This is a genomic window from Phenylobacterium sp. LjRoot225 (assembly GCF_964252855.1).
Classification (GTDB): Bacteria; Pseudomonadota; Alphaproteobacteria; order Caulobacterales; family Caulobacteraceae; genus Phenylobacterium.
On sequence record NZ_CAXUPL020000002.1, the window covers coordinates 908,991 to 931,110 of the forward strand.

Here is a 22,120-nt window from a genome sequence, read left to right on the forward strand (position 1 = left end):
TTCGTTCTTAGGGCCGCCGAAAGCGGTCGATCCGCTCGCGCCAGTCCGGCGCCCGGCCGGGGTGGCGGTAGTGCTCGTGCGCCAGGCCCTGCGCCAAGGACATGCCGTCCGTCTCGATCAGCAGCCGCTTGTTGGCGGTGTTGGTGAACCCGCTGTTGGCGGTGAGTTCGCCGGCGACGGTCCGCACGAGTTCGTCCAGCCCGCCCGCCGGCGCCAGCAGGTCGACCAGCCCCAGGCCTTCGGCCTCGGCCGCCTCGACGATCCGGCTGGTCATCATCATCCGCTTGGCGGCGGGAAGCCCGATCCGGCGCGGCAGCCGCTGGGACATGCCCCAGGACGCCACCAGCCCCCACTTGCCGTGGGTGTCGGCGAACTTCGCCGTGGCGTCGGCGAGGATGAAGTCGCAGGCGAGGGCCAGCTCCAACCCGCCGGTGAAACAGACCCCGTGCACCGCGGCGATCACCGGCTTTGGCAGGCGCGCCAGGCGTTCGATCACGCCTGGCTTGAAGCGCGGCGGCCGCTCGGTCGGCGTGTCCAGGTCGCCCAGGTCCGCGCCGGCGCAGAAGGCGCGACCGGCCCCGCGCAGGACGACGCAGCCGACGGCGTCGTCGGTCTCGAGCGCGGTCAGGTGGGCGTCCAGCGCCTCGAAGGCGGCCATGTCGAGGGCGTTGAGCTTCTCGGCCCGGTCGAGCGTCAGCGTGCAGACGCCGTCCGCATCCTTGCGGCCTATGCGCTGGGACATTCGACCGCCTCGTTCTGCAGCGCCGCCCTGGCGGCCTCCGCCATGTCGGGCAAGCGGCAGGCGGCGACATATTCCGCCTGCAGCTGGCGCACGAGCTCGGCGACGCTTGGGATGTCGCGGATCAGGCCGATCCCCTGGCCGGCGCTCCAGATGTCGCGCCACGGCGTGACGCCGTCGGGCAGGTGATCAGTCCCACGGCGTTCGAGCCTTGGCAGGCTGTCCGGGTCCATGCCGATCCCACGGATCGAGGCCTTGAGCCACATGGCCGGCAGGCCGTTGACGCCGGTCGTGTAGGTCACGTCGGCGGCCGTCCCCTCGAGAATCATCGCCTTGTAAGCCTCCGGGGCGGCGGCCTCGCGGGTGGCGATGAAGCGGGTGCCCATATAGGCCAGGTCCGCGCCAAGGATCTCCGCCGCCCGGATCGTGGCCCCCGTCGTCACCGCCCCCGCCATGATGATGGTTCCGTCGAACATGGCCCGGATCTGCGGGATGAAGGCGAGGTGGCTGATGACGCCGGAATGCCCGCCGCCGCCCGCCCCGATGGCGACGATGCCGTCGACCCCGGCCGCCGCCGCCTTCTCGGCGAAGCGCAGCGTCGTGGCGTCATGCCAATGCACGAGCCCTGCGTCATGGATCAGCGGCGCATTGTCCGTGGGATTGCCCACTGAGGTGATCACGATGCTCGCCCCATGGCGCCGGCAGGCTTGCAGGTGGGCCCGCATCTCTTCCGCGCTGAACGTCGGCGAGATGTTCACCGCCAGCGGCCCGATCTTCCGATCCGGATGCTGATCGTGGAAGGCGGCGAGCGCGTCGCGGACGGCCCTCAGCTGGGCTTCGAGCTCCTCGAGGTCGCGGCAGTGGTTACGGGTCAGCGAGCCGACCAGCCCGGCCTTGCAGACCTCGGTCGCAAGCTCGACGCCGCTGCACAGGAACATCGGCGCGGCCACGGCGGGCAGGGTCAACCGATCGCGGATTTCGGAGGTCAGGGCCATCTCAGCGACTTTCGCAGGTGAGCAGATGATAGGGCCGCACCGGGGCCTTACGGAACAGGCCGCAACCCCTCGCCCGCCGGGTGACGCTAGGTTCAGTCGTGGCGCTTCCCATCTCGCCCCTCGTCAACTGCACGCCCCGGCGATCGCGAGCCGACCCGTTGAACCTGGGCGTGGACGACGTGAACAACGCTCCGAACTGCGCCGCGGCGCGCGACGCCTTTCGCCCTCCTGAAAATATGTATACGTATGCATAGCTATGCGCAACCGCCATTCCGGCGGCTGGCCGCGCCTCAACTTGAAGGCCGAGACGGATGCCTATACCCCGGGGCGATCAGCCCCTGCTGAAGCTTTTCGAGGCATGATGTCCAAGCGACCGCCGCCGCCTTCCGCGCACGACGTGGCCCGCCTGGCAGGGGTGTCGCAAGCCGCCGTCTCACGCGCCTTTACGCCGGGCGCGAGCATCGCGGCGGCCACGCGGGACAAGGTATTAGAGGCGGCCAAGGCGCTCGGCTACCGCCCCAACCTGCTGGCCCGCTCCCTGATCAAGGGCCGGTCGGGGATCGTCGGGGTGGTGATCGGCACCCACTATCCCTTCTTCCTGACGGCGCTCGACGCGCTTTCGACGCGCCTCTCCCGGGCCGGCAAGCACATCCTCATCTTCACCGTCGAGGGGAACGCCACGGCCGACGCCCACGTCGAAGACCTGCTGAAATACCGGGTGGACGCCCTCTTGCTGATGGCCGCCAGCCTCTCCTCGAAGCTGGCCCAGCGGTGCCGCGACGAGGGCGTTCCGATCATTTCTTTCAACCGTCCGGCGCGTAAGGTGCGGGGCTTCGCCAGCATCAGCGGCGACAGCATCGGCGGCGGCGCGAAGATCGCCGACCACCTGCTGCAGCAGGGCTATCGGCGTCTCGCCTTCATGGCCGGCGTGACGGAAACCTCCACCAACCGCGAGCGGGAGGCCGGTTTCACCGACCATCTGATCGCCCAAGGACTGCCCGCGCCGGTGCGCGAGGTCGGCCACTTCCTGCGCGAGGGCGCGATCGAGGCCGCGCGCAGCCTGCTGTCGCGGACGCCGCGGCCGGACGCCATCTTCTGCGCCAACGACGACATGGCGCTCGCCACGATCGAGGTCGCCCGCTACGAGTTCGGGCTCGCGATCGGGCGCGAGCTGGGGGTGGCCGGCTTCGACGACATCGAACAGGCGGCATGGCCGTCCTTCAGCCTCACCACCTACTCCCTGCCGGTGGACGCCGTGATCGAACGCGTGGCGGCGATCCTGCTGGCCTCCGACGCCGCCGAGCCCCCGGCCTTCTCCATGGTCGAGGGCGAGCTCAAGGTTCGCGCCAGCACCCAGCGCGACTGAGACCCGCCCGCCGACCGCGCGGAGTCACCCCGCTTGCGGGCGCGCCATTGCTGAATGTATACGTATTCAACGATCGGCGCCCGCAGGCGTCGGCGCAACAGAACATGAGGGAGGAGAAGATGGCGGCACTCGAGGGCAAGGTTGCGCTCGTCACCGGCGCCGGCCGGGGTCTGGGGCGGGCGTGCGCCCGCATCTTCGCGCGCGAAGGCGCCCGGGTCGTGGTGGTCGACCTCCGCCCCGAGGGCGGCGAGGAGACGGTCCAGCTCATCAAGGACGCCGGCGGCGAGGCCATCGCCGTGGGGGCCGACGTGTCTCAGCCCGCCCAGGTCGAGGCGATGGTCCGGGCTGCGGTGGAGACCTATGGGGGCCTCGACTGCGCGATCAACAACGCGGTCTACTTCTACGGTCGCCATCCCCTCGCCGACATCCCCGACGAGGACTGGAACCGGGCGCTCGCGGTCAACTACACCGGCGTGTTCCTCTGCATGAAGCACGAGATCCGCGCCATGCTGGAACGTGGCGGCGGCGCGATCGTCAACGTCGGCTCGGGCAACGAGCACAGCTCCAAGCCGGGCCTGTCCTGGTACCTGAGCGCCAAGCAGGCCATCTACGGCCTGACCAAGGTCGCCGCCCTCGACTACGGCGGCCAGGGGATCCGGGTGAACGCCATCGGCCCGGGCTCCATGTGGACGCCGGCGCTGCGCCAGACGGCTGAGCAGAACCCGCACCACGTCGAGCAGCTGGAGGCGCTTACGCCTCTGCGACGCCTCGCCGAACCCGAGGAGGTGGCGGAGGCCGCGATCTGGCTGTGCACCGACAAGGCCTCCTACGTGCTCGGCCACACCCTCGTCGCCGACGGCGGCGCGGTGCTCGGCTAGGCCAGCCGGATCCGTTCACGATGGCTGGCGCCGATCGCGCCCCGGAGATGTCCAATGGCAGAGGGTGACGCTCGTTTCGGCGCGGCGTCGTTCCAGGTGGTCGACCCGGAACGCATTCCCGCGAAGCGCTACTACGACGAGGACTTCTATCGGCTCGAGTGCGAGCGGCTGTGGCCGCATGTCTGGCAGATGGCCTGCCGGCTGGAGCAGATCCCGAACGTCGGCGACTGGATCGAATATTCGAACCTCGGCAAGTCGGTGATCGTGGTCCGCACCCAGAGCGGGGTGAAGGCCTTCCACAACGCCTGCCGCCACCGCGGCGTCCAGCTCGCCAGGGGCCACGGCAATTGCGAGGTCCAGGGCTTCACCTGCCCGTTCCACGGCTGGCGCTGGAACATCGAGGGCAAGAACACCTTCGTCTACGGCAGGCGCCTGTTCGGCGAGGGCCAGCTCGATCCGGCGGAACTCGCCCTGGCGCCGTGCCGCTCAGAGGTGCAGCTCGGGTGCGTCTTCATCAACTTCGACGATGAGGCCCCCGCGTTCCGCGAGATCATCGGTCCGCTCGCCGACCGATTGGACGCTCACAACGTGGGCCAGCTGCGCGCCGAGTGGTGGTACGCCACGGTGCTCCCGGCCAACTGGAAGACCGCGATGGAAGCCTTCATGGAAGGCTTCCATGTGATGCGGACACATCCGCAACTGCAGGAGATCCTGCCGTCCCTGTACAACGGCATGTACGCCGGTGACGCCGGCGGCGCGAAGCTCAGCGTCCGCGAGAACATCGGCGCGCAGATCGAACATATGGTGGAGCTGAACCGCGGCATGGCGGGGCAGATCCACGCCAAGGAGATCGAGATCGCGCGCCAGCTGGTGGACGTCGATCTGCCGGAGGACCCCAACCAGGCGCTGATGACCTGGTTCAGCCTGGTTCAGGCCCAGATCACCCAGCAATTGCGCGCGAAGGGCGAGCCCGTACCGGACCTGAACGCGGTCGCGGTCTCCGACCCGCTCAAGGCCGTGGAGTTCATCTTCCCGCACTATTTCCTGCTATCGTTTTTCAGCAGCATGGCGTCCTACCGAATTCGACCGCTGGGTCCGGAAAGCTGCCTGTTCGAGCTCTGGTCATTGACCTTCTTCCCCGAGGGCGAGGAACCCGAGCCGCCCATGGCGCCGCTAATGCTCCCCTACGACAGCGACCAGTTCCCGCCGATCCCGCGGCAGGACTATTCCAACATTCCCGAGCAGCAGATAGGCCTGCACGCCGAGGGCTTCGAGTTCATGCGCCTGGCGAAGGACATCGAAGGGCTGATCAGCAACTACCAGCGGGTCATCGACGGCTATCTGCAGGCCGCCGCCCCGGAAAGGCTGGCCAAGGCCACGCAGGCCCTGGGCGGCAATTTCGACGGCCCGATCGTCGACCTGGGCTTGTAGGCCGTGGCGCCTGAAACCGGACCTTGGACCGTTGCGCCATCCGGGCCTCCGTCTTCACCTCGGTGCGTTCCACGCGAACGCCCCGGCGTGCTGGGCCCATGAGCCCTCGTCGGCGCCCGAACCAGCCTGTCGGAAGTCGGGATCGGCGCGTACATCTACATCGTGAACGACTCTTCGGCCGCCTATAGCGAATTCGGCAAGTTCTGCGCGATCGCGCGCGACGTGCGGCGCCGGCCGCACAAGGTGGTGATCAGCCACGACGTCTGGCTGGCCCGGCCGTGCTGATCCTGATCGTGGGCCCCTCGGGCGTGGGCAAGGACAGTCTTCTGGACGCGGCGCGTGAACGCCTGGACGACCGCTTCGTGTTCGCGCAGCGCGAGATCACCCGGCCCCAGGACGCCGGCGGGGAAGCCCACATCGCGGTCAGCGAGCGCGCCTTCAAGGCCAAGGCCGCCGCCGGGGACTATCTGCTCTGGTGGGAGGCCCACGGGCTCTACTACGGCCTGGGCGCAGGGCTGGTCGACCAGCTGCAGTCGGGGCGACGGGTCGTCGCCAATGTCTCCCGCACGGTGATCGAGGCGGCGCGGCGTCAGTTCCCGGAGGTCCGCCTGATCTCGATCGTCGCGGACCCGAAGATCGTGGCGGCTCGCCTCGCCTTGCGCGGCCGCGAGACGGCCCGCGAGATCGAGGCCCGCCTGGCGCGAGGCTGCGCCTATGAGGTGACGGACGCCGACGCCATCGTCGTGCGAAACGACGGCACGCTGGAGGAAGGCGTCAACGCCTTCCTCGCCGCCCTCACGCAGTGACGGCCGATTGCGTCGCGGTGAGACCCGTACGGACCTCAGCGATGCGCTTACCCCTGAATGTTCTCGTCTTCCCGTTTCGCGGGACTCCAAGACGGCAGCTTCGCAGGATGCTGGCCTGAGCGGCGCCGCGCGCCTGATCCTTCTACTCGGGGGGTTCATGGCGCGTTCGAAGAGCGATGTGACACAGATTTAACTGGCGAGTTCAGTACAGCCGAGCGGACCGTGCGAGACGACATCACCGGAGGGGGCGTGAGACCTCGACAACGCCTTGCTGACGTGCGCACGCCGGTCAAGTTGAAGATCTCGGCGCTCTGGACCGCCGTGATGTTCTGCTACGTCTACGGTGACTTCTTCAGCCTTTACAGGCCTGAGAAGATCCAGTCCCTGATGGCGGGGGAGACGCCGGTCGGCCCCGTGAGTCAGGGGCTGCTGTTCGCCTTCGCGAACCTGATGGCCGTCCCGAGCGCCATGATCTTCCTGACCCTGGCGCTGCCCGCTGTCGCCAGCCGATGGGCCAACATCGTCCTGGGCTCGATCTACACGGTGATCATGGTGCTGGCGATCCAGGGAGCCTGGGCCTTCTACGTCCTGCTCGGGGCCGTCGAGATCGCCTTCACGGGGCTCATCGTCTGGCATGCGGTGCGTTGGCCGCGGGAGGCGCCAGCCGACGCCGTCCCGCAAGCCGTCGCGGCCAATGGCTGAAGCGCTCATCTCGACGCCGGCCGAGCGCTTCGACCGCTCGACGGCCCGCTTGGCCGGCGCCCTGTACCTGGTCGTCGTGGCGGCGGGGATCTTCTCGCTCGCCTATGTTCCCGGCCGCATGCCCGGCGACGACGCCCCTGCCGCGACGGTCGCCTGGCTGCAGGCCAACGAGACCCTCTTCCGGGTCTCGATCGCCGCCGCCCTACTTTGCTACGCCGCCTTCCTGGTCCTGCCGCTCGCCCTCTACAGGCTGCTTGGCCGTGTCGACCGGACCGCGGCGCTGCTGATGACGGCCTTCGCGACGGCCAGCGTGCCCATCGCCCTGATCAATACGGGCAAGCTGATCGAGGTGCTGTCCGCGATCAGCGGCCCGGACGGCGCGCCTGCGGAGCTCGCCGGCCGCGTGGCGAAGGCGTTCTCCGCCTACGACGACGGCCTTCTGCTCTGCCAGCTGTTCTGGGGGCTCTGGCTCGCTCCGTTTGGCTATCTGGTGTTCCGATCTGGAGCCCTCCCCAAGCTGCTGGGCGCGCTGCTCATGCTCGCCAGCATCGGCTACACGGTCGACCTCTTCTGTGAAATCCTGGTGAGCGGCTACGCAACAAGCGGCGTCGGCCGCTGGATCACCCTGCCTCGGCTAAGCGAGATCCTGACCTGTCTCTATCTGCTGATCATCGGCGTGAAGGCGGACCCGCTCGCACGCCGAGCCTCCATCGCGGCTGGCGACCGTGACGGGCGGCGGTAGATGGAACGTAGGTTTCAGCTCACCTTCTTGCAGTGGCGCGACGATTGGGCGACGCGGCGTCTAAGACGCCAGGGTGGCCTGGCCTTCGGCGGACAAGGCCCGTGACGAAGCGCGACCGGGCGGATGGCCGCCGCCGAACGCAAAGCGCCCAAGGACGTTGAAGGGCTCGCCGCGCACCGGCTGCTTGAAGACGCAGATGGCGTCGAAGACGTGGTCGCCGACGTCGGCGGCGAAGTAGTCGCCGAGCGCCGTCAGCAGGCGGCCGTGAAGCGCGTCGGAGGCGATCGCGCCGGTCAGGGTCATGTGGAAGCGGAAGTCGTCGAAGACGTAGGGGTAGCCCCATTGCAGGAGCCTTGCGTCCTGCTCGGGGGTGAGGCCCGACTTGCGCCGCCGGGCGATGTCGAATTCGGAGATCGGCGCCCGGAAGGTCTCGAAGCCGGAGAGGCAGGCGGCGTGCAACCGCGCCATCGCCTGGGTGTCGCCCGTCAGTTCGAAGCCGAGGAAGCGACCCAGGGACGCCGGCGTAATCGATGCGGAGAAGGTCGCAAGCCCGGCCGCCATCCTGTCGGCGGCGGCGAGGAGGGCCGCCTCCTCCTGCCCCTCGGCGAGTTCGAAGGGCGCCTTCAGGGTCGCATGGAAGCCATAGCGCCGCGGATCGGCGGTCAACGCGTCGAGATCCAGACCGTCCAAGCCAGGCAAGTCCGGCCGCGGAACGGCGCCGCCGCTCCAGGCGTCCCGGCCGAGCCAGGCCGCGGCCCGGACCGACAGATCGGAACCGCGGGGCGGCGTGTAATAGATGGCGTACCTGGGTCTCACGCGATCCGACGTCCTTCGCGCCACACGTCACGGGGAACCCGCCTGTATAAGCATTGTTGGGTCACAGACAGATTTCCGCCGCTCCAAACACCCGGAAATTCGCGGGGTCTTGGGGATGACCCTCGCATGACGGGGCGAGCGCCGGCCGGCGCCCGGACGCGCGGCAAGCGCGACGGAAAGAAGGACTAGGCGCCGCCCCCCAGCTTGGCCACTCTCCGCCCGTCGCGGAGGGCGAATGGCAAGCTATCGGCGCCGGTTGGAGCAGGATCTGGACGGATGGATCGGCCGGGGCCTGGTGCCGGCCGAGAGCCGTGCAGCGATCCTGGACTCGGTGGGCGAGGCCCGCCGACTGGATGTGGCGACGACCCTGTCGATCGTCGGCGGACTTCTGGCGGGCGTGGCGGTGATCGCCTTCGTGGCGGCCAACTGGTCGGAGATCCCGCGCATCGCCCGGTTCGCCCTGATCCTGGCGGCGTTCCTCGGCGCAGCGGGCGGAGCGGCCTGGGCCAGCACCCGCCAAAGGGCGGTCACCAGCCAGGTGCTGCTCAGCGTCGCGGCGCTGATCTTCGCCGCCGCCATCGGCCTGACCGGACAGATTTTCGACATCGCCGGCGATCCGCAGACGGCGCTGCGGAGCGCAGGCCTGGCGGCGGCGCTGCTGGCGCTGGCGGGGCGGTCGCCCTGGGCGGCGGCGGTCGGTCTGGTGTTGATCGGCCTGGGCGAGCTGGCGGTCGGCCGGCTGTTCGACGCATCGAAACCCTGGCTGGGCTGGCTGGTGGTCGCCGCACCGCTGGGCGCGCTGACCGCCGTCTGGTGGCGGTCACAGGCGCTGGCGCATGTGTCGGGGATTGCGGCCGTCGTCGCGGTGCTGACGCTGGAGCGTCTGGGGCGCGGCCATGAGGAGATCACCTTCATGGGCGCGGCCCTCGTCCTGGCGCTCGGCGCCGGGCTGGCCCGGGCGGTTCGCGAGCGCTTCGAAGGCCCGCCCAGCGTGCTCTACGGCTGGTTCACCTGGGGCGCGCTGCTCTGGTTCGGCGTCGCCGGCTTCGGCGACCGGCTGAGGGGCGTGCCCCACAGCCTGGCGTGGATGCTGCTGGCGCTGGCGGTCGTGGCGCTGGGCCGGCACGACCGGCATTCGCCGGTCACGGCGGCCGGCGTGGTCGGCCTGCTCGCCGCGGGGGCGGTCCTGTTGTTCAACCTGGGGATCGGGCTGATGACGTCATCGGCGGTGTTCGCCGGCTGTGCGATCGTCGCCCTGGTGACAGCCCTCGCCATGCGTCGGCGGAGACCGGCATGAAGCCGCCGTCGGTCCCGGTGCGGATCATGGCCGTCGCGTCGGTGCTGGCGCTGGCCCTGGTGGGGCTGGTGGTGCGCGAGGGCAGGGCGCGGTCCGGCGGCCAGGAGGTCGTGCTGGCGATCAGCGGCTACGATCCGCGCAGCCTGCTGACCGGCCACTATGTGCGGTTCCAGTTCCGGTCGGAGCATCCCGGCGGGACGCCCTGCCCGCCCGGACACGGCGGCTTTTCCCGGCGCCCCGGCGCCTGGGTGGCGCTCAAGCGGCAGGGCGACCACCACGTGGCGACGGGCGCAACCCTCAGCCGGGAGGCGGCGCAGAAACTGGGAGAGGTGGTCGTGCGCGGCGACCTCGACTGCCTCGCGCGCCCGGCGCCGGAGACCACATGGGTGGTCCTCAATCTCGGCCTGGACCGGCTGCACACCGACCAGGCCCAGGCCGAGACGATCCAGAAACAGCTTGCGGCGACGCGAAACGCCCCGGTGACGGCACGCGCCGTTGTCTCCGTCGGCGCCGACGGCAAGGCCCGGCTGAAAGGCCTGATCGTCAACAGCGAACGCACCGATCTGGGCTGGTACTAGATCCCCCCTCCCCCGACCTTCGGAAATTCGCCGACAGCGTCGCCCTCACGCCTCGCCCCACATTCGCAGCAGATTGCCGATCGCCTTGTCCAGAAGAAGGGACCCTGCTTCTGGACCCAGGCCGGCCCGGACTCGCTCCAAATCGTAGAGCAGTTCCCGCTGATCGGGCCGCCGAACCAGGCTCTGGACCCACCCGACACAGGCCAGGCGGACGCCGCGCGTCACCGGCGTCACGCCGTGAAGCTGCCCGGTCGAGTACAGAACCGCCGATCCCGCCAAAGGTCGAAACTCGTGATCGCCGGTCAGGTCCCGGACCAGCAGCGCGCCGCCTTCATAAGTCTCCGGATCGGAGAGGAACAAGGTGAAGCTGAGGTCCGTCCGCAGGGGCCAGCCGCCGTCGTCGAACATCGAGGCGTTATCCGCATGCATCCCGTATTCCTGATCCGGGCCATAGCGCGAAAACATCAGCCGCGACCAGCGGACCGGTCGCACCAAGGTTCGAACCTCGGGATGGGTCTCCAGGGCAAGCCGCACCCTTTGGCCCAGGGCGATCACGCCAGGATCGTCCCCTCGGGCCTGTTCGTTGTTCTTGACCCGTTCGGCGGCGGGGCCCGCCGTGGCCCGGCCATCGCGGAACGGCGCGAGCGCAAGCTCCTCGCGAATTGCGAGGACCTCGTCCCGGCTCAGGACATTGGCCAGAACAATCAACCTGCCTCTCCATGTTTGTGAACAGCCGAGCAGCACGCGCCGGCGCTCCGCCACGCTCTTGTCGCAGACTGAACGACCGCAGGGCGAGAGCGTTCGACACGCCGGTGCGCCACTTGCCGCCCCTCTTCCGCGCTCCCATGTTCACGGCGCGGGCCGGGCCCCTCTGGCGGCGACCGACATGAATTGGTCTCCGCGATGTCGGACGCATCACGTTCCCACGTGAGGCCCGATCCCCTTGCCGGCGTCGCGCCTCCGTCGATCAACAGAAGGAAGCTTGGATGCCTCTGCTCCTATGCCCGAATGACAGCAGCTCAATGCAGACCGTGGATCGTAACGGTGTCCAATTTGACATGTGCCCGACCTGTCGTGGCGTGTGGCTCGACCGCGGCGAACTCGAGAAGCTCATGGCCAGCGCCCAGGACTCAGCGCCGCCGCCCGCCCAAAGCGCGCAGCATCGCGCCCCGCCCGCGCCGCCCTGGAACACCAACTACGGCGAGCGCGGGGAAAGGGGCGAATACGGAGAAGGCGGAGAGCGCGGCGAATACGGCCATGGCGGCTACCGAAAGAAGCGAGGGTCGATCTTCGACATATTCGACTGAGGGCCGGCTGGTCCCGCAGCTGACAGCCTCCGCGGCCGCATCGCTCGCCGCGGAGTGGCGGCCTCACATGCCCCAGATCATCCCCGACGAGATCCAGGGACTACGCCCCCGCGGGATGCGCCCGCGCGCTTCTCCGCAGGCGCGGTCCGGAGCGAGCGCCCGCACTGCGGCCGGCCCCGACCGGCCGGAGACCCTGATCACGCCAGAGTCCGCTTTCGCTGAGGCGAAAGGCGTTCGCGCCGTCCGGGCGCCGGCCGTCAGCCGCACCGCCTCGGCCGAGATCTGTCCGAAGCGGGCGTCGAGCCCGGACACCACCCGAGCGTCGGTGCTGCGCAGCAGAATCTCGTGGTTGAGAAAGCGAGAGTTGGCATTGTAGTTGAGGCTGCCGAACCAAGCCGTCCTCTGCGCGCCGTCGCGCACCACCACGAATTTCGCATGCATCGGCAGGCCGTCCGGATGGCAATAGCGGCGTACGACGACGCCGGCCCGCGACAGCCCCGCCACGACGGGATCCGGCACGCGTCGGCGGGTGTCGTGAACCACGAGCTCCACCCGCGCGCCCCGCCGCGCCGCCTCCGTCAGCCTGGCGGTGAACGGCCCGCGCTCCACGTGCGAGACCGCCGCACGAACATGGTCGCCCGGCCCCAATCTCGAAAGCCCCCGTTCTACGACGCCCGGGCGCAGGCGCGGGAAGAAGTAGAGCGTCGTGGCGCCGAGCCTGACCGGTCGGTTCTGCCAGAGGGAGAAGCGGGAAACGTCGCGCTGGCCCCAGATCCGCGCCGCCTGCAGGCGCACCGCCTCCACCGTCGCGGGATCCCGGTACTCCACGAGAAGATTATGTCCGCGATCCTGGTCACCGATATCCTCCAGCACGCCCGGATCCTCCGGCTCGTCGCCGGAGGGATTGAACGAGCCCAGGAAGGCGACCGGCGCGGGGCCTGAGAAGGCGTAGATCTTGGTGTGCAGGCGAAGCCCCGCCACTGGCGAGCGGTGGACCCGGAGCCCTTCTCCCAGGCCGGCGCGCAGCCAGGCGATCACCGGCCCGTTGATGTCCGCCCGCCGGGGGCGAGCGTCGAGCACGACGCGCACCCGCACCCCGCGCCTCTGCGCGGCCGTTAAGGCCTGCGCAAGCCCGCGGTCCCGGAAGTAGTAGGTCACCCAGAGGATCTCGCTGCCGGGCGGCGCCGCCTCAATTCGGGCGAGCAACAGGTCACGGAGCACGCGCGCCGGCCGGTCTGGCCCGCCGAAATGCAGCTCGGCCGCCGCCGCCACCGCCGGGGCTGGCGGACCTGCGATCGGCGCGACGGGCATGGCGTCCAGCCACATATGCTCGGACCCTAGAGTGGCGCCCCCGCGAACCGCGCCCGGGCTTCAGCGGGAGAGATGAACGGCGCCCAGAATTCGCCGCGCCTGCCGCCCGAGGGGTCCAGGTAGCGGCGGTTGCGCAACCGGAACAGCTCGCGTCGGAAATGCCCGGAGGCCTTGAAGTTGACCGCGAGCGCCCGCCCGCCGACGGCGCCAAACCAGTGGGCGTTGCGGTAGTCCTCGGCCGTGACCATCCCCTCCCCCGGGCCCAGCCGGTCGTCGAAGACGCCGCGCAGGAGCGCCGCGGCCTCCGTCTCCCGCGCACGCAGCCGCTCGTACTCCCGGACTCTGAGCCGGCCATCCAGGACCACCAGGCAGGAGGCGAGGTTCTCATGACAGTGCGGCGGGTGGCTGCGGCCCTCGGGGATGCCGAAGAGCTGCACCTTCCAGCTTCGGCCGAGCCCGCCGGAGCGCAGGACTTCAATCTTGTGGCTCTCGGCCGGCGGCGATCTGCGCCAGCGATCGAATGCGCCGGCCCCCGCCGCAGACCGCAGCAGCGCCTGGACGCCCCCGAGCGCCTCCTCGGGGGCGGCGGCAAGTCCAGCGATTTCGCGCTCGAGCCCGACGGCGAGCTCCGCGAGCGGCCCATCCCGCACCTGGGCGGTCGCAACGGATGCGAAGGGCGTCAATCCCCCGGCGGCGCCCAGCACCACGTTTCTACGGGTGATCGCAAGCATGTTCGCCTGCCCTCGCTGAAGGGCCGCGGACGGCGACCCTCAGCATCTCGACCAAGCGCCGCGGTGGCAAGAAAGTTCCAGCGACTTGATGGACCGATGGAGCAGGCCTCGGCCATTCCCTCAGGCGAGTTCGGCTTCCACGAAAAGCGGGGAGTGGACGTTCAGGATCCACTCCTTTCCGCGCTGATCGAGCTTCAGAATTGGCCCGTCGATGGCGACGACCCTGCAGCCTGGTCGCATCTCGCGGTCCGCACGGCCGTCGCTGTCGTAGACGAGCATAGTCATCTTGTATGTCTTGCCGATCTCGAAGATCCCGCCGTGCGCTAACATCGCTCGTCTTTCAAAAACTCGAACACGCGGTGCAACGCGCGGGCGGTGACCTGAGGGTGAAGGTGTAGATGGCCATGCGGGCAGAACGGCCGCGCTTGCCCGCCGTTCCCACGCTCATTTGGCGCGCGAGGCAGACACGTCCGATGTCCCCGTCCGTCGCGCCTCGGAACGGAAGCCGTGGGCCGGCTCGCTGCGCCACTTAGTCGACGGCGAAACCTCGAGCACGACAATTGTGGCGCTTATTTTGGCGGGCTTCCCTTGACCTTGGACGGCGCTCAACTCATCTAGGGGTTGTGTGTTTCCGATCCCACCCGTGGCGCACACAGTCGGATGGCTCCGGTGGCATTCTCACCCCCGGGCGACCGGAGCCATTTCCGCGCGGGCGCCGTCCACGCGGATGCCCTCCACGCGGATGAATGTGCGGTGCAGCCTGTAAACGACGGGGGAGCGCCCGACGGGCGCCCCCCTCAAATCAGACCTTCTGACGGACCTGGGGTTGAATCGCCCGGGTCGCTTCCTGGATCGCACTGGACTGGGTCCGCGCGATCACCTCGCCGCTCTCGATCACCTGCTGCAGGTTGTCGCGCAACAGGGTGCTCTGCACGTTCGCCACCTCCTGAACGGACCGGCACCCGGCGAACCGGCCGATCGCTTCCAGGTTCATGCGCAGGGTCTTCTGGGTCAGGTCAAACCAGGCGCGCGAGGCCTCCTGGGCGCCCTTGGCCAACGCGCTCGACGCGCGCGACACCGCCTGGATATTCTGCGCCGATTGCTCGGCCAAAACCGGGTTCGGGTTCCCCACCCCGAAAGCCCGCGTCCAGGTTTGACTGAGCCCCTCGATGCTGCGCGCGCCGGCTTCCAAGCTCGAGTGCACCGCTTGTTCGGCGGTTTCGAACTGGCTGCGCAGGATCTCCGTATTGGCCTTGGCCGCAGCGCGGCTCGCATCGGCGGTCTTGTCCGCTACGGCCTCGGCGGCGCGTGCGCTCTCATCAAACGACCGCGAGCCTGCTTCAGCGCCTGCACGGCCTGTCTCCGCCCCAGCAGGGCGGTCTCCGCCCTTCGGAGCCCCACTCGTCGTGAGATTTTGGACATCTGCCATCGGAACTTCCTCCCTCGAGAAGCCGCGCGCCAGCGCGGTCAGGTTGGCCGCTTGAGACAGACACGCGGATGTGGCCATGCAGAAACCTCCTCAATCATCGCCCGCCTCGCTAAGTTCCTGCCCGCCGCGCTCATATTTTAATGCAGGAGGCCGCGCCCGCCTCCGCGCGCAGTTCAGGCGCACGCGACTGGCTGTGCGCCGCATCACCGCGCAGTGAGCAATCGGATTTCACCCGACGCATGGCGTGCGTGACGGGTCCGGAACCCCCTTCCCGCCCCGTCGTTGGCTGGATGCGCAAGGTGCGGAAGATATCTATCCGCTCGGCCCGCGAGGAGCCGATCATGCTCGAGCAGACGGACTATGTGCTGGCGAAGCTCGACTGGATGCGCGAGCAGCGCATCTGGCCCAACGGCCTACGCTACCTCTGGACCGACGCCTTCGGGGTCGTGCTCCTGGTCTCCCTGTACCGGAAGTTCGGAGAGGCCGCCTGGCTGGATCAGGCGGAGGCCTTGGTGGCCGATGTCGAGCGTGTGCTGGGGCGGCCGCGCGGCCTGCGGATCGGCCAGGCGCCCGACCGTGACGGGCAGTACTTCCACTACCTCGCCATGTGGCTGTTCGCGCTCGCCCGGCTCGGGGATCACCGGCCGCAGTACCGGGAACGCGGCGTTCAGCTCGCCAAGGACATCCATTCCGCCTTCGTGGTTCCGGGGGTGGGCGTGATCTGGAAGATGCAGGAGGACCTGAGCGGACCCTATCCGGGCTATGGCCTGGGCGCGCTCGACGCCTTCGACGGCTACGTCGCCTACCGGCTTCTCGACGAGACCGCGCTGGCGGCCGAGATCGGCCAGATGCGGGAGCTCATCGAGCGGCAGCACCGCAGCCTCGACATCGATCAGGACCTCGGCCTCGGCATGATGCTGTGGCTGGCGCACTTCTTCCCGCAGGAACCCTGGGCGAAGCTGCAGTCGGCGCGCTCGCTGGACGGGCTCGATCACCTATGGGTCGACCCGCCGGGCTATTTCGGCCGCGGACGGCGCGAGCGCCACGTGCGGTTCGCCTTCACCAACTACGGTGTCTCGCTGGGCCTGCAGGCCGCGCGCCGCCACCTCGACCGTGTGGAGCGGTTGAACGCCTATTTCGAAGCGTACCGGTCAGACGACGAGTACGACGCCGAGGCCATCACCCACGTGATGGCCTGCACCTCGCATTTTCCGGGCGCCTTCATTGCGGACCGGCGCGCGGCCGAAGCGGGCGATCGGACGCCCTGAGCGCTGGCCCCTGCGCCCAGACGTTCATACAGGCTGGCGGGGCTCCAGGGACTCATGGACCACCATCATGCGAGCGCTCGTCGGCGCCTGGATTCTGCAGACGAGGCCTTCCGGCGCGAAGGTCAGCACGACCTTGCCGCCGAGCTCGGCGGCCACGCCGCGTTCGAGCAGGCGAGAGCCAAAACCCCGCCGTGCCGGCGTCGACGCCGGCGGACCGCTGCTTTCGCGCCAAGTGATGCGGACCTCGCCGCCTGTGACCACCGTCGTGATGTCCACCTGACCGCCGGCGCGCCAGGCGCCGTGCTTGAGAGCGTTGGTGGCGAGTTCGTGCAGCGCCATCCCCAGGCTCACGGCGAAGTTCGGGTCGAGGTGAAGGTCCTGGCCTTCGTAGTGATAGGCTTGGCCATAAGGCTTCAGCGCGGTTTCCACGAGCTGCCGGAATGAGGCGCTCGTCCAGGCGCTCTTGACGAGCAGGTTGTGGGTGTTCGAGAGCGCCAGCAGCCGCTCGATGAAAAGATCGCGGCCCTCCTGCGGATCCCGCGTACTGGCCAAGGTCTGGACGGCCACCGACTGCACGGCGACGAGCGTATTTTTCACCCGGTGATTGAGCTCGTCGAGCAGCAGTTTTTGCCGTTCCTCATGCTCGCGCATCTGCGCCAGCGTCTGAAGCATCTCCAGCTCGCTGCGCTTGCGCTCCGTGATATCCATGATCGCGGCCACCAGCCTCCTCGGCCGCCCCTCCTCCTCGACGATCTCGGCGACGCCATAGACCCAGACTTCTTGGCCATCGGGGCGACAGACGCGGAATTCGGAGCGGAAGGGCGAATGTGTTTCCTGGGCCTTGACCCACTCCGCCCGCACCCGCGCGCGATCCTGCGAAGCCACCGGGTTGGCCAGATCCGGCATGAAAAGGCTTTCGAAACCCGTTGGGCTATCGAAGGTCGACGTGGAGGCCCCCTCGTGGATCAGCGATTGCTGGTCGAAATCGTACTCGTAGACTTCCAGGCCGGCGAGTTGGACGGCGAGGTTCAATCGCTGTTGTGCGCTGCGGATTCTCTCCTGGGCGGTCATCTCGTCGGTGACATCCATCCCGGCCCCGCGGATGCCGACGCACACGCCGTCCTCGTAAATCGGCTCCCCGAACTGCCGAACCCAGCCCAACGTCCCGTCGTGTCGTGTTATCGGCGCGTCGAACCTGAAGGGCTCGCCGTACAGCCGCGCGCGGTCCAGCAGGCCCAGAATCCGGGCCCGGTCCTCGGGCGCGTACATGGCCAGGCCCTGTTCCATGGTGATTTCGCTGTGCTCCGGGCCGCCGCGCATCGCCTGCACGCCGGCCGCCCCCACGCGACTGACGTTGCTGCGGAAATCGAGATCCCAGCTGGTGAGGTAGGCCATCTCTGCGACCGAGCGCTGCACCGAGGCTTCATGGGCGGCCACGCGCGCGCTCGCCTCAGCGGCGAGGCGCGCCGCCTCGAGATCGGTGACGTCTCTCGAAGTGACGAGCAAGGCGACCAGCGCGCCGGCGTCGTCGTGCAGCGGCGAGACGATGTGGTCGAGGCGCCGCAGCCTGCCGGCCGCCATCTGCCCCGACGCGGGAAAGCGCCGGGTCTCGCCGCAGGCGGCGGCGTCGACGGCGGCCTGTGCGGCGAGGCGGTCCGGCTCGGCGCACAACGTCTGCCAGGGCGCGCCCAGCAGGGCGGCTGACTCGCCGGCGCCGAGCATCGCCGCAGCGTTCGGGTTGACGAACTGCACGATCCCGCCGAGGTCGAGAATCAGGATGCCGTCAGGGCTGCTCTCGAGCGCACGGCGAAAAAAACTGTCGGCTGCAAGTCGCGTCGACACCACATGACCGCCCAGCGCTGTGATTCCGCCCAGCCGGTGCGGCCAGGATCCTGCGCAGAGATTTACCATATTCGCAGTTCGCACAGGGGGCGAAAGCACCCCATGGTTGTGCACCGAGCCCGAGACGCGTGGCGGACGCAGGTGCGCCGATTCAGCCAGCACATGAATAGGCTTGGCGCGCTCGTCCCCACTGATTGACTCCCGGTGCGGCGCGTGACCGTTTCTGAAGCCATGATCACGCTCGCCGAGAGCAAAGAGACGACGCCGGAGGCGGCGGAAGGAGACGGTCCCGCCGGCTCCGAGCCGGGCGCCCTGCTGCACACCAGCGTCTACAATGAGCTGCGACGGCGCTTCATCACCGGCCAGATCTTCCCGGGCCGCAGCTTCTCGACCCGCGGCCTCGCCCAGGAGCTCGGCGTCAGCCAGACCCCGGTGCGCGAGGCGCTGAGCCGGCTGGCCGCCGAGGGCGCCATCCAGATCCGGTCGAAGCGCAAGGTGGAGATCCCGCCGATGACGCCCGACCGGTTCGACGACCTGCTGCGCTGCCGCCTGTTGCTGGAGCCGGAGTCGGCCGCCCTGGCCCTGCCCTACATGACCTCGCCCAGGCTGCGCCGCCTGCGCGAGCTCGACAGCGCCATCAACGACGCCTTGGATAGCGGCGACGTCGACGCCTACATGCAGGCGAACGCCAACTTCCACTTCACCCTCTATCGCACCCATCCGCACGGCACGCTGAACCAGCTGATCGAGGTGCTCTGGCTGCAGTTCGGGCCCTATATGCGGGTGGTCTACGGCCGGGTCGGCACCGCCAAGCTGGTCGACCAGCACGCCATGGCGCTGGACGCCCTGGTGCGGGGCGACGAGGCGACGCTGCGCCAGGCGATCCGCGGCGACATCGCCGACGGCATGGGACTGATCGGCCGCAGCGCCCTCGATGCGACCTGAGGCGCGATAGCCTCAGGCGTTGCGCAGGTACCAGGCGTAATCCAGCTCGGTGACCACGTCGAAGAAGCGGGCCTGTTCCGTCCGCTTCACCTCGGCGAACATCTTCACGAAGCGCTCGCCGAGATAGTCCTTGAGGACCTCGCTGGCCGCGAAGCGATCGACGGCGGCGAACCAGTTGACGGCGAAGCCCTCACCGCTCTGCGCTGCGGCGGCGTAGCCGTCGCCGGAGACTGCGGGGCCGGGATCCATCTTGTTGGTGATCCCGTAGTGGGCCGCGGCCAGCACGGCCGCCAGCGTCAGGTAGGGATTGGCGTCGGCGCCGGCGACGCGGTGCTCCACGTGGCGGGTCGACGGCGGGCCCGCCGGCACGCGGAACGAGACCGTGCGGTTGTTCACCCCCCAGGTCGGCGCCACCGGGGCATAGGAGTTGGCCTTGAAGCGGCGCCAGGAGTTCGCATTCGGCGCGAAGATGGCCATGCTGTCGGCCAGCAGCGCCCGCATCCCGCCGATCGCGTGGCGCAAAAGCTCCGAGCCCTGCGGGTCCTCGCTGGCGCAGGCGTTCTGGCTGGCGGCGTCGTTGAAGCTGACATGGACGTGGAAGCCGCTGCCGGCGCGGTCGCCGAACGGCTTGGCCATGAAGGTCGCCTCGCAGCCGTGCGTCAGGGCGACGCCCTTGGCCGCCCGCTTGTACATCACCGCGTCGTCCGCGGCCCGCAGCGCGTCGGCCTTATGCTTCAGGGTCAGCTCGATCTGGCCCGGCGCGTATTCGGAGATCGCCCCCTCCAGCGGCACGCCCTGGGCGTCGCAGGCGGCCCAGAGATCGCGCAGGAAGGGCGCGGCCTCCTCGATCTCGGGCAGTCCATAGACCTGGTGCAGGGTCGGGCGCTCGCCGGAGAAGCGCGACGGCGCCAGCGCCAGGCCGCCGTCCGCCGCCCGGCGGGCGTCGACAAGATAGTATTCCAGCTCGCAGGCGGTGACCGGAGTCAGCCCGTCCTTCGTGAAGCGATCGATCACCCGCTGCAGCACCACGCGCGGGTCGAGGTCGTTCGGCTGGCCGTCGAGCTCGTAGAGCGACAGCGAGACCTGGGCGACGTCGGCGCCCAGCCAGGGCGCCGGGACCAGGGTCCCGGGAACGGGCTTGCCCACGCGGTCGGCGTCGCCGTCTTCCCACACCAGGCCGGTGGACTCGCAGTCCTGGCCGGTGATGTCGACCACCAGCACCGAGCCCGGCAGGAAGCGCCCGTAGTCGTAGACGCCCGCCAGCTCATGCCGGCGAAGGCGCTTGCCGCGCGGCACGCCCGACAGGCTGGTGAACAGGACGTCGAAGAACTCGATCTCGGGACGGGCGGCGAGAAAGGCGTCGAGCTCGGCGCGCGCGGCCGGGAGCGCCGTCGCAGGCTTGGGCGAACGGGCGTCAGACATGCGGCGGCCTATGGCTGAGGGTGATCGACTTCAGGTCGGCGTACTTGTGAAGCGCGTGCAGGCTGCGGTCGCGGCCAAAGCCGGACTGCTTGAACCCGCCGAACGGCATGGTGATGTCGCAAGCGTCCCAGCCGTTGATCCAGACCAGGCCGGCCCGCAACCGGCGCGCCGCGCTCATGGCTAGGTCGATGTTCGAGGTCCAGACGCCGGCGGCCAGGCCATAGACGGTGTCGTTGGCGATGCGCAGCGCCTCGTCCGAGGTCTGGAACGACAGCACGCCCAACACCGGGCCGAAAACCTCCTCGCGCGCCAGGGCTGCGTCCGGCGACAGCCGGTCGAAGATGGTGGGTTCGACATAGAAGCCGCCGGTGGCCTGCAGCACCTGCCGTCCGCCGAGCACCGGCTCCAGACCCGACGCCCGGGCGCGTTCGATGTAGCCGAGGGTCGTGCGCATCTGCTCGCTGCTGACCATGGCGCCAAAGCGGGTCGCCTCGTCCAGCGGGTCGCCGACCTGGATGCCGCGGGCGACGGCCAGCACCTTCTCCAGGAACGGCTCGCGGATGGCCTCCTGCACCAGCAGCCGCGAGGCGGCGGTGCAGACCTCGCCCTGGTTGAAGAAGACGCCCCAGGCGGCCGCCTCGGCGGCGGCGTCGAGGTCGGGGCAGTCGGCGAAGACGATCTGCGGGGACTTGCCGCCCAGCTCCAGGCTGACCCGCTTGAGGTTGCTCTCGCCGGCGTAGACCATCAACCGCCGCCCCACCGAGCCGGACCCGGTGAAGGTGATCATGTCGACGTCCATGTGGCGGGCGAGCGCTTGGCCGGCGGTCTCGCCGAAACCGGTCACGACATTGAGCACACCCGGCGGAAGCCCCGCCTCCAGCGCCAGTTCGGCGACCCGCAGCGCGGTCAGCGGCGACTGCTCGGCCGGCTTCAGCACGACCGAATTGCCCATGGCCAAGGCCGGAGCGGCCTTCCACATCGCCATGTGCAGCGGGAAGTTCCAAGGGACGATGGCGCCGATCACGCCCAACGGCTCGTGCACCGCATAGGAGAGCCTGCCGGGACCGCTGGGGCCCACCTCGCCGTAGATTTTGTCGAGCGCCTCGGCGTACCAGCGGGTGGTCTGGATCGCGAGCGGGATGTCGACGTTGCGGGCGTCGCTCAGCGGCTTGCCGACGTCCAGCGCCTCCAGCAGCGCCAGTTCTTCGCGATGAGCCTCCATCAGCTCGGCGAGGCGCAGCAGGGTCTTCTTCTTTTCTGCCGGGGTGCGATCGCGCCAGCGACCGTCCTCGAAGGCGGCGCGGGCGGCGGCGACCGCCAGGTCCACGTCCGCCTTGTCGCCGGCCGCGACGGCGTTGATCGGCTTGCCGTCGCGCGGCGAGATGTTGGCGAAGGTCTCGCCGCTCAGGGCGGCGATCTTGCGGCCGTCGATGATCATCAGGCCTGGCGGCTGCAGCGCGGCGAGGCGGTCCTGAAGGGCGGCGGAAACGGTCATCTGGGGCTCCGGCGCTGTGA

Annotated in this window: 23 protein-coding genes; 12 read left to right on the forward strand and 11 right to left on the reverse strand. The window is 69.2% G+C overall.

Annotated elements, in window-relative coordinates:
- Window positions 1–7: 7 nt before the first annotated feature.
- Together ACSQ2B_RS14540 and ACSQ2B_RS14545 are read right to left on the reverse strand one after the other, a co-directional pair.
- Window positions 8–742 (reverse strand): enoyl-CoA hydratase/isomerase family protein, encoded by a 735-nt coding sequence (locus tag ACSQ2B_RS14540; protein ID WP_436050839.1) that lies wholly within the window; start codon window positions 740–742, stop codon window positions 8–10.
- Window positions 727–1,734 (reverse strand): NAD(P)H-dependent flavin oxidoreductase, encoded by a 1,008-nt coding sequence (locus ACSQ2B_RS14545; protein WP_436050840.1) that lies wholly within the window; start codon window positions 1,732–1,734, stop codon window positions 727–729. Before ACSQ2B_RS14545 ends, ACSQ2B_RS14540 begins: the two co-directional genes overlap by 16 nt.
- A gap of 358 nt (window positions 1,735–2,092) precedes the next feature.
- Between ACSQ2B_RS14545 and ACSQ2B_RS14550 the strand changes: the two genes are divergently transcribed.
- The 7 genes from ACSQ2B_RS14550 to ACSQ2B_RS14580 all read left to right on the forward strand — a co-directional run bounded on the left by ACSQ2B_RS14550 (window position 2,093) and on the right by ACSQ2B_RS14580 (window position 7,659).
- Window positions 2,093–3,100 carry a LacI family DNA-binding transcriptional regulator gene (locus ACSQ2B_RS14550; RefSeq protein ID WP_436050842.1) on the forward strand — a complete coding sequence of 336 codons (1,008 nt, stop codon included), beginning with the start codon at window positions 2,093–2,095 and terminating at the stop codon, window positions 3,098–3,100.
- A gap of 119 nt (window positions 3,101–3,219) precedes the next feature.
- Window positions 3,220–3,978 (forward strand): SDR family NAD(P)-dependent oxidoreductase, encoded by a 759-nt coding sequence (locus ACSQ2B_RS14555; RefSeq protein ID WP_436050843.1) that lies wholly within the window; start codon window positions 3,220–3,222, stop codon window positions 3,976–3,978.
- A gap of 54 nt (window positions 3,979–4,032) precedes the next feature.
- On the forward strand, window positions 4,033–5,409 hold the full coding sequence (locus ACSQ2B_RS14560; RefSeq protein ID WP_436050844.1) for an aromatic ring-hydroxylating oxygenase subunit alpha: 1,377 nt from the start codon (window positions 4,033–4,035) through the stop codon (window positions 5,407–5,409).
- A 162-nt stretch (window positions 5,410–5,571) separates the two neighbouring features.
- Complete coding sequence (locus ACSQ2B_RS14565; RefSeq protein WP_436050845.1) at window positions 5,572–5,694, forward strand: hypothetical protein; 123 nt, start codon at window positions 5,572–5,574, stop codon at window positions 5,692–5,694.
- Window positions 5,688–6,215, forward strand: coding sequence for a phosphonate metabolism protein/1,5-bisphosphokinase (PRPP-forming) PhnN (phnN, locus tag ACSQ2B_RS14570; RefSeq protein ID WP_436050846.1), 528 nt, complete (start codon window positions 5,688–5,690; stop codon window positions 6,213–6,215). Before ACSQ2B_RS14565 ends, phnN begins: the two co-directional genes overlap by 7 nt.
- A 249-nt stretch (window positions 6,216–6,464) precedes the next feature.
- On the forward strand, window positions 6,465–6,917 hold the full coding sequence (locus ACSQ2B_RS14575; RefSeq protein ID WP_436050847.1) for a DUF6326 family protein: 453 nt from the start codon (window positions 6,465–6,467) through the stop codon (window positions 6,915–6,917).
- The gene (locus ACSQ2B_RS14580; protein ID WP_436050849.1) at window positions 6,910–7,659 is read left to right on the forward strand and encodes a DUF4386 domain-containing protein; all 750 of its coding nucleotides are present in this window, start codon (window positions 6,910–6,912) and stop codon (window positions 7,657–7,659) included. Before ACSQ2B_RS14575 ends, ACSQ2B_RS14580 begins: the two co-directional genes overlap by 8 nt.
- A gap of 60 nt (window positions 7,660–7,719) precedes the next feature.
- On the opposite strand, the gene ACSQ2B_RS14585 is transcribed toward ACSQ2B_RS14580, so the two are convergent.
- Entirely contained in the window at window positions 7,720–8,475 is a 756-nt protein-coding gene (locus ACSQ2B_RS14585; RefSeq protein WP_436050851.1) for a DUF1045 domain-containing protein, read from the reverse strand.
- 235 nt (window positions 8,476–8,710) lie between these two features.
- On the opposite strand from ACSQ2B_RS14585, the gene ACSQ2B_RS14590 reads away from it, so the two are divergent.
- Together ACSQ2B_RS14590 and ACSQ2B_RS14595 are read left to right on the forward strand one after the other, a co-directional pair.
- Window positions 8,711–9,772 (forward strand): DUF2157 domain-containing protein, encoded by a 1,062-nt coding sequence (locus ACSQ2B_RS14590; RefSeq protein WP_436050853.1) that lies wholly within the window; start codon window positions 8,711–8,713, stop codon window positions 9,770–9,772.
- The gene (locus tag ACSQ2B_RS14595; protein ID WP_436050855.1) at window positions 9,769–10,350 is read left to right on the forward strand and encodes a GDYXXLXY domain-containing protein; all 582 of its coding nucleotides are present in this window, start codon (window positions 9,769–9,771) and stop codon (window positions 10,348–10,350) included. Before ACSQ2B_RS14590 ends, ACSQ2B_RS14595 begins: the two co-directional genes overlap by 4 nt.
- A 45-nt stretch (window positions 10,351–10,395) precedes the next feature.
- Here ACSQ2B_RS14595 and ACSQ2B_RS14600 read toward each other — a convergent pair whose 3' ends face one another.
- On the reverse strand, window positions 10,396–11,094 hold the full coding sequence (locus ACSQ2B_RS14600) for a Fe2+-dependent dioxygenase (protein WP_436050856.1): 699 nt from the start codon (window positions 11,092–11,094) through the stop codon (window positions 10,396–10,398).
- 242 nt (window positions 11,095–11,336) lie between these two features.
- Here ACSQ2B_RS14600 and ACSQ2B_RS14605 point away from each other — a divergent pair, with 242 nt between their 5' ends.
- Window positions 11,337–11,657 carry a zf-TFIIB domain-containing protein gene (locus ACSQ2B_RS14605; RefSeq protein WP_436050858.1) on the forward strand — a complete coding sequence of 107 codons (321 nt, stop codon included), beginning with the start codon at window positions 11,337–11,339 and terminating at the stop codon, window positions 11,655–11,657.
- A gap of 63 nt (window positions 11,658–11,720) precedes the next feature.
- Here ACSQ2B_RS14605 and ACSQ2B_RS14610 read toward each other — a convergent pair whose 3' ends face one another.
- The 4 genes from ACSQ2B_RS14610 to ACSQ2B_RS14625 form a co-directional block, all read right to left on the reverse strand.
- Window positions 11,721–12,968 carry a phospholipase D-like domain-containing protein gene (locus ACSQ2B_RS14610; RefSeq protein WP_436050860.1) on the reverse strand — a complete coding sequence of 416 codons (1,248 nt, stop codon included), beginning with the start codon at window positions 12,966–12,968 and terminating at the stop codon, window positions 11,721–11,723.
- A 26-nt stretch (window positions 12,969–12,994) separates the two neighbouring features.
- Window positions 12,995–13,699 carry a hypothetical protein gene (locus ACSQ2B_RS14615; protein ID WP_436050862.1) on the reverse strand — a complete coding sequence of 235 codons (705 nt, stop codon included), beginning with the start codon at window positions 13,697–13,699 and terminating at the stop codon, window positions 12,995–12,997.
- Between the two features lie 120 nt (window positions 13,700–13,819).
- Complete coding sequence (locus ACSQ2B_RS14620) at window positions 13,820–13,978, reverse strand: hypothetical protein (RefSeq protein WP_436050864.1); 159 nt, start codon at window positions 13,976–13,978, stop codon at window positions 13,820–13,822.
- Between the two features lie 523 nt (window positions 13,979–14,501).
- Window positions 14,502–15,206 (reverse strand): phasin family protein, encoded by a 705-nt coding sequence (locus tag ACSQ2B_RS14625; RefSeq protein WP_436050866.1) that lies wholly within the window; start codon window positions 15,204–15,206, stop codon window positions 14,502–14,504.
- Between the two features lie 263 nt (window positions 15,207–15,469).
- Here ACSQ2B_RS14625 and ACSQ2B_RS14630 point away from each other — a divergent pair, with 263 nt between their 5' ends.
- Window positions 15,470–16,396 (forward strand): hypothetical protein, encoded by a 927-nt coding sequence (locus ACSQ2B_RS14630; RefSeq protein WP_436050868.1) that lies wholly within the window; start codon window positions 15,470–15,472, stop codon window positions 16,394–16,396.
- A gap of 24 nt (window positions 16,397–16,420) precedes the next feature.
- Here ACSQ2B_RS14630 and ACSQ2B_RS14635 read toward each other — a convergent pair whose 3' ends face one another.
- A complete protein-coding gene (locus ACSQ2B_RS14635; protein ID WP_436050869.1) occupies window positions 16,421–18,238 on the reverse strand; it encodes a PAS domain S-box protein in 1,818 nt (605 codons plus the stop codon).
- Window positions 18,239–18,451: 213 nt separating this feature from the next.
- On the opposite strand from ACSQ2B_RS14635, the gene ACSQ2B_RS14640 reads away from it, so the two are divergent.
- Complete coding sequence (locus ACSQ2B_RS14640; protein ID WP_436050871.1) at window positions 18,452–19,183, forward strand: GntR family transcriptional regulator; 732 nt, start codon at window positions 18,452–18,454, stop codon at window positions 19,181–19,183.
- A 12-nt stretch (window positions 19,184–19,195) separates the two neighbouring features.
- Here ACSQ2B_RS14640 and ACSQ2B_RS14645 read toward each other — a convergent pair whose 3' ends face one another.
- Window positions 19,196–20,605, reverse strand: a complete 1,410-nt coding sequence (locus ACSQ2B_RS14645) for a glutamine synthetase family protein (RefSeq protein WP_436050873.1) — start codon at window positions 20,603–20,605, stop codon at window positions 19,196–19,198.
- Window positions 20,598–22,100, reverse strand: a complete 1,503-nt coding sequence (locus ACSQ2B_RS14650) for an aldehyde dehydrogenase (protein WP_436050875.1) — start codon at window positions 22,098–22,100, stop codon at window positions 20,598–20,600. The genes ACSQ2B_RS14645 and ACSQ2B_RS14650 overlap by 8 nt, the downstream gene beginning before the upstream one ends.
- Window positions 22,101–22,120 lie beyond the last annotated feature (20 nt).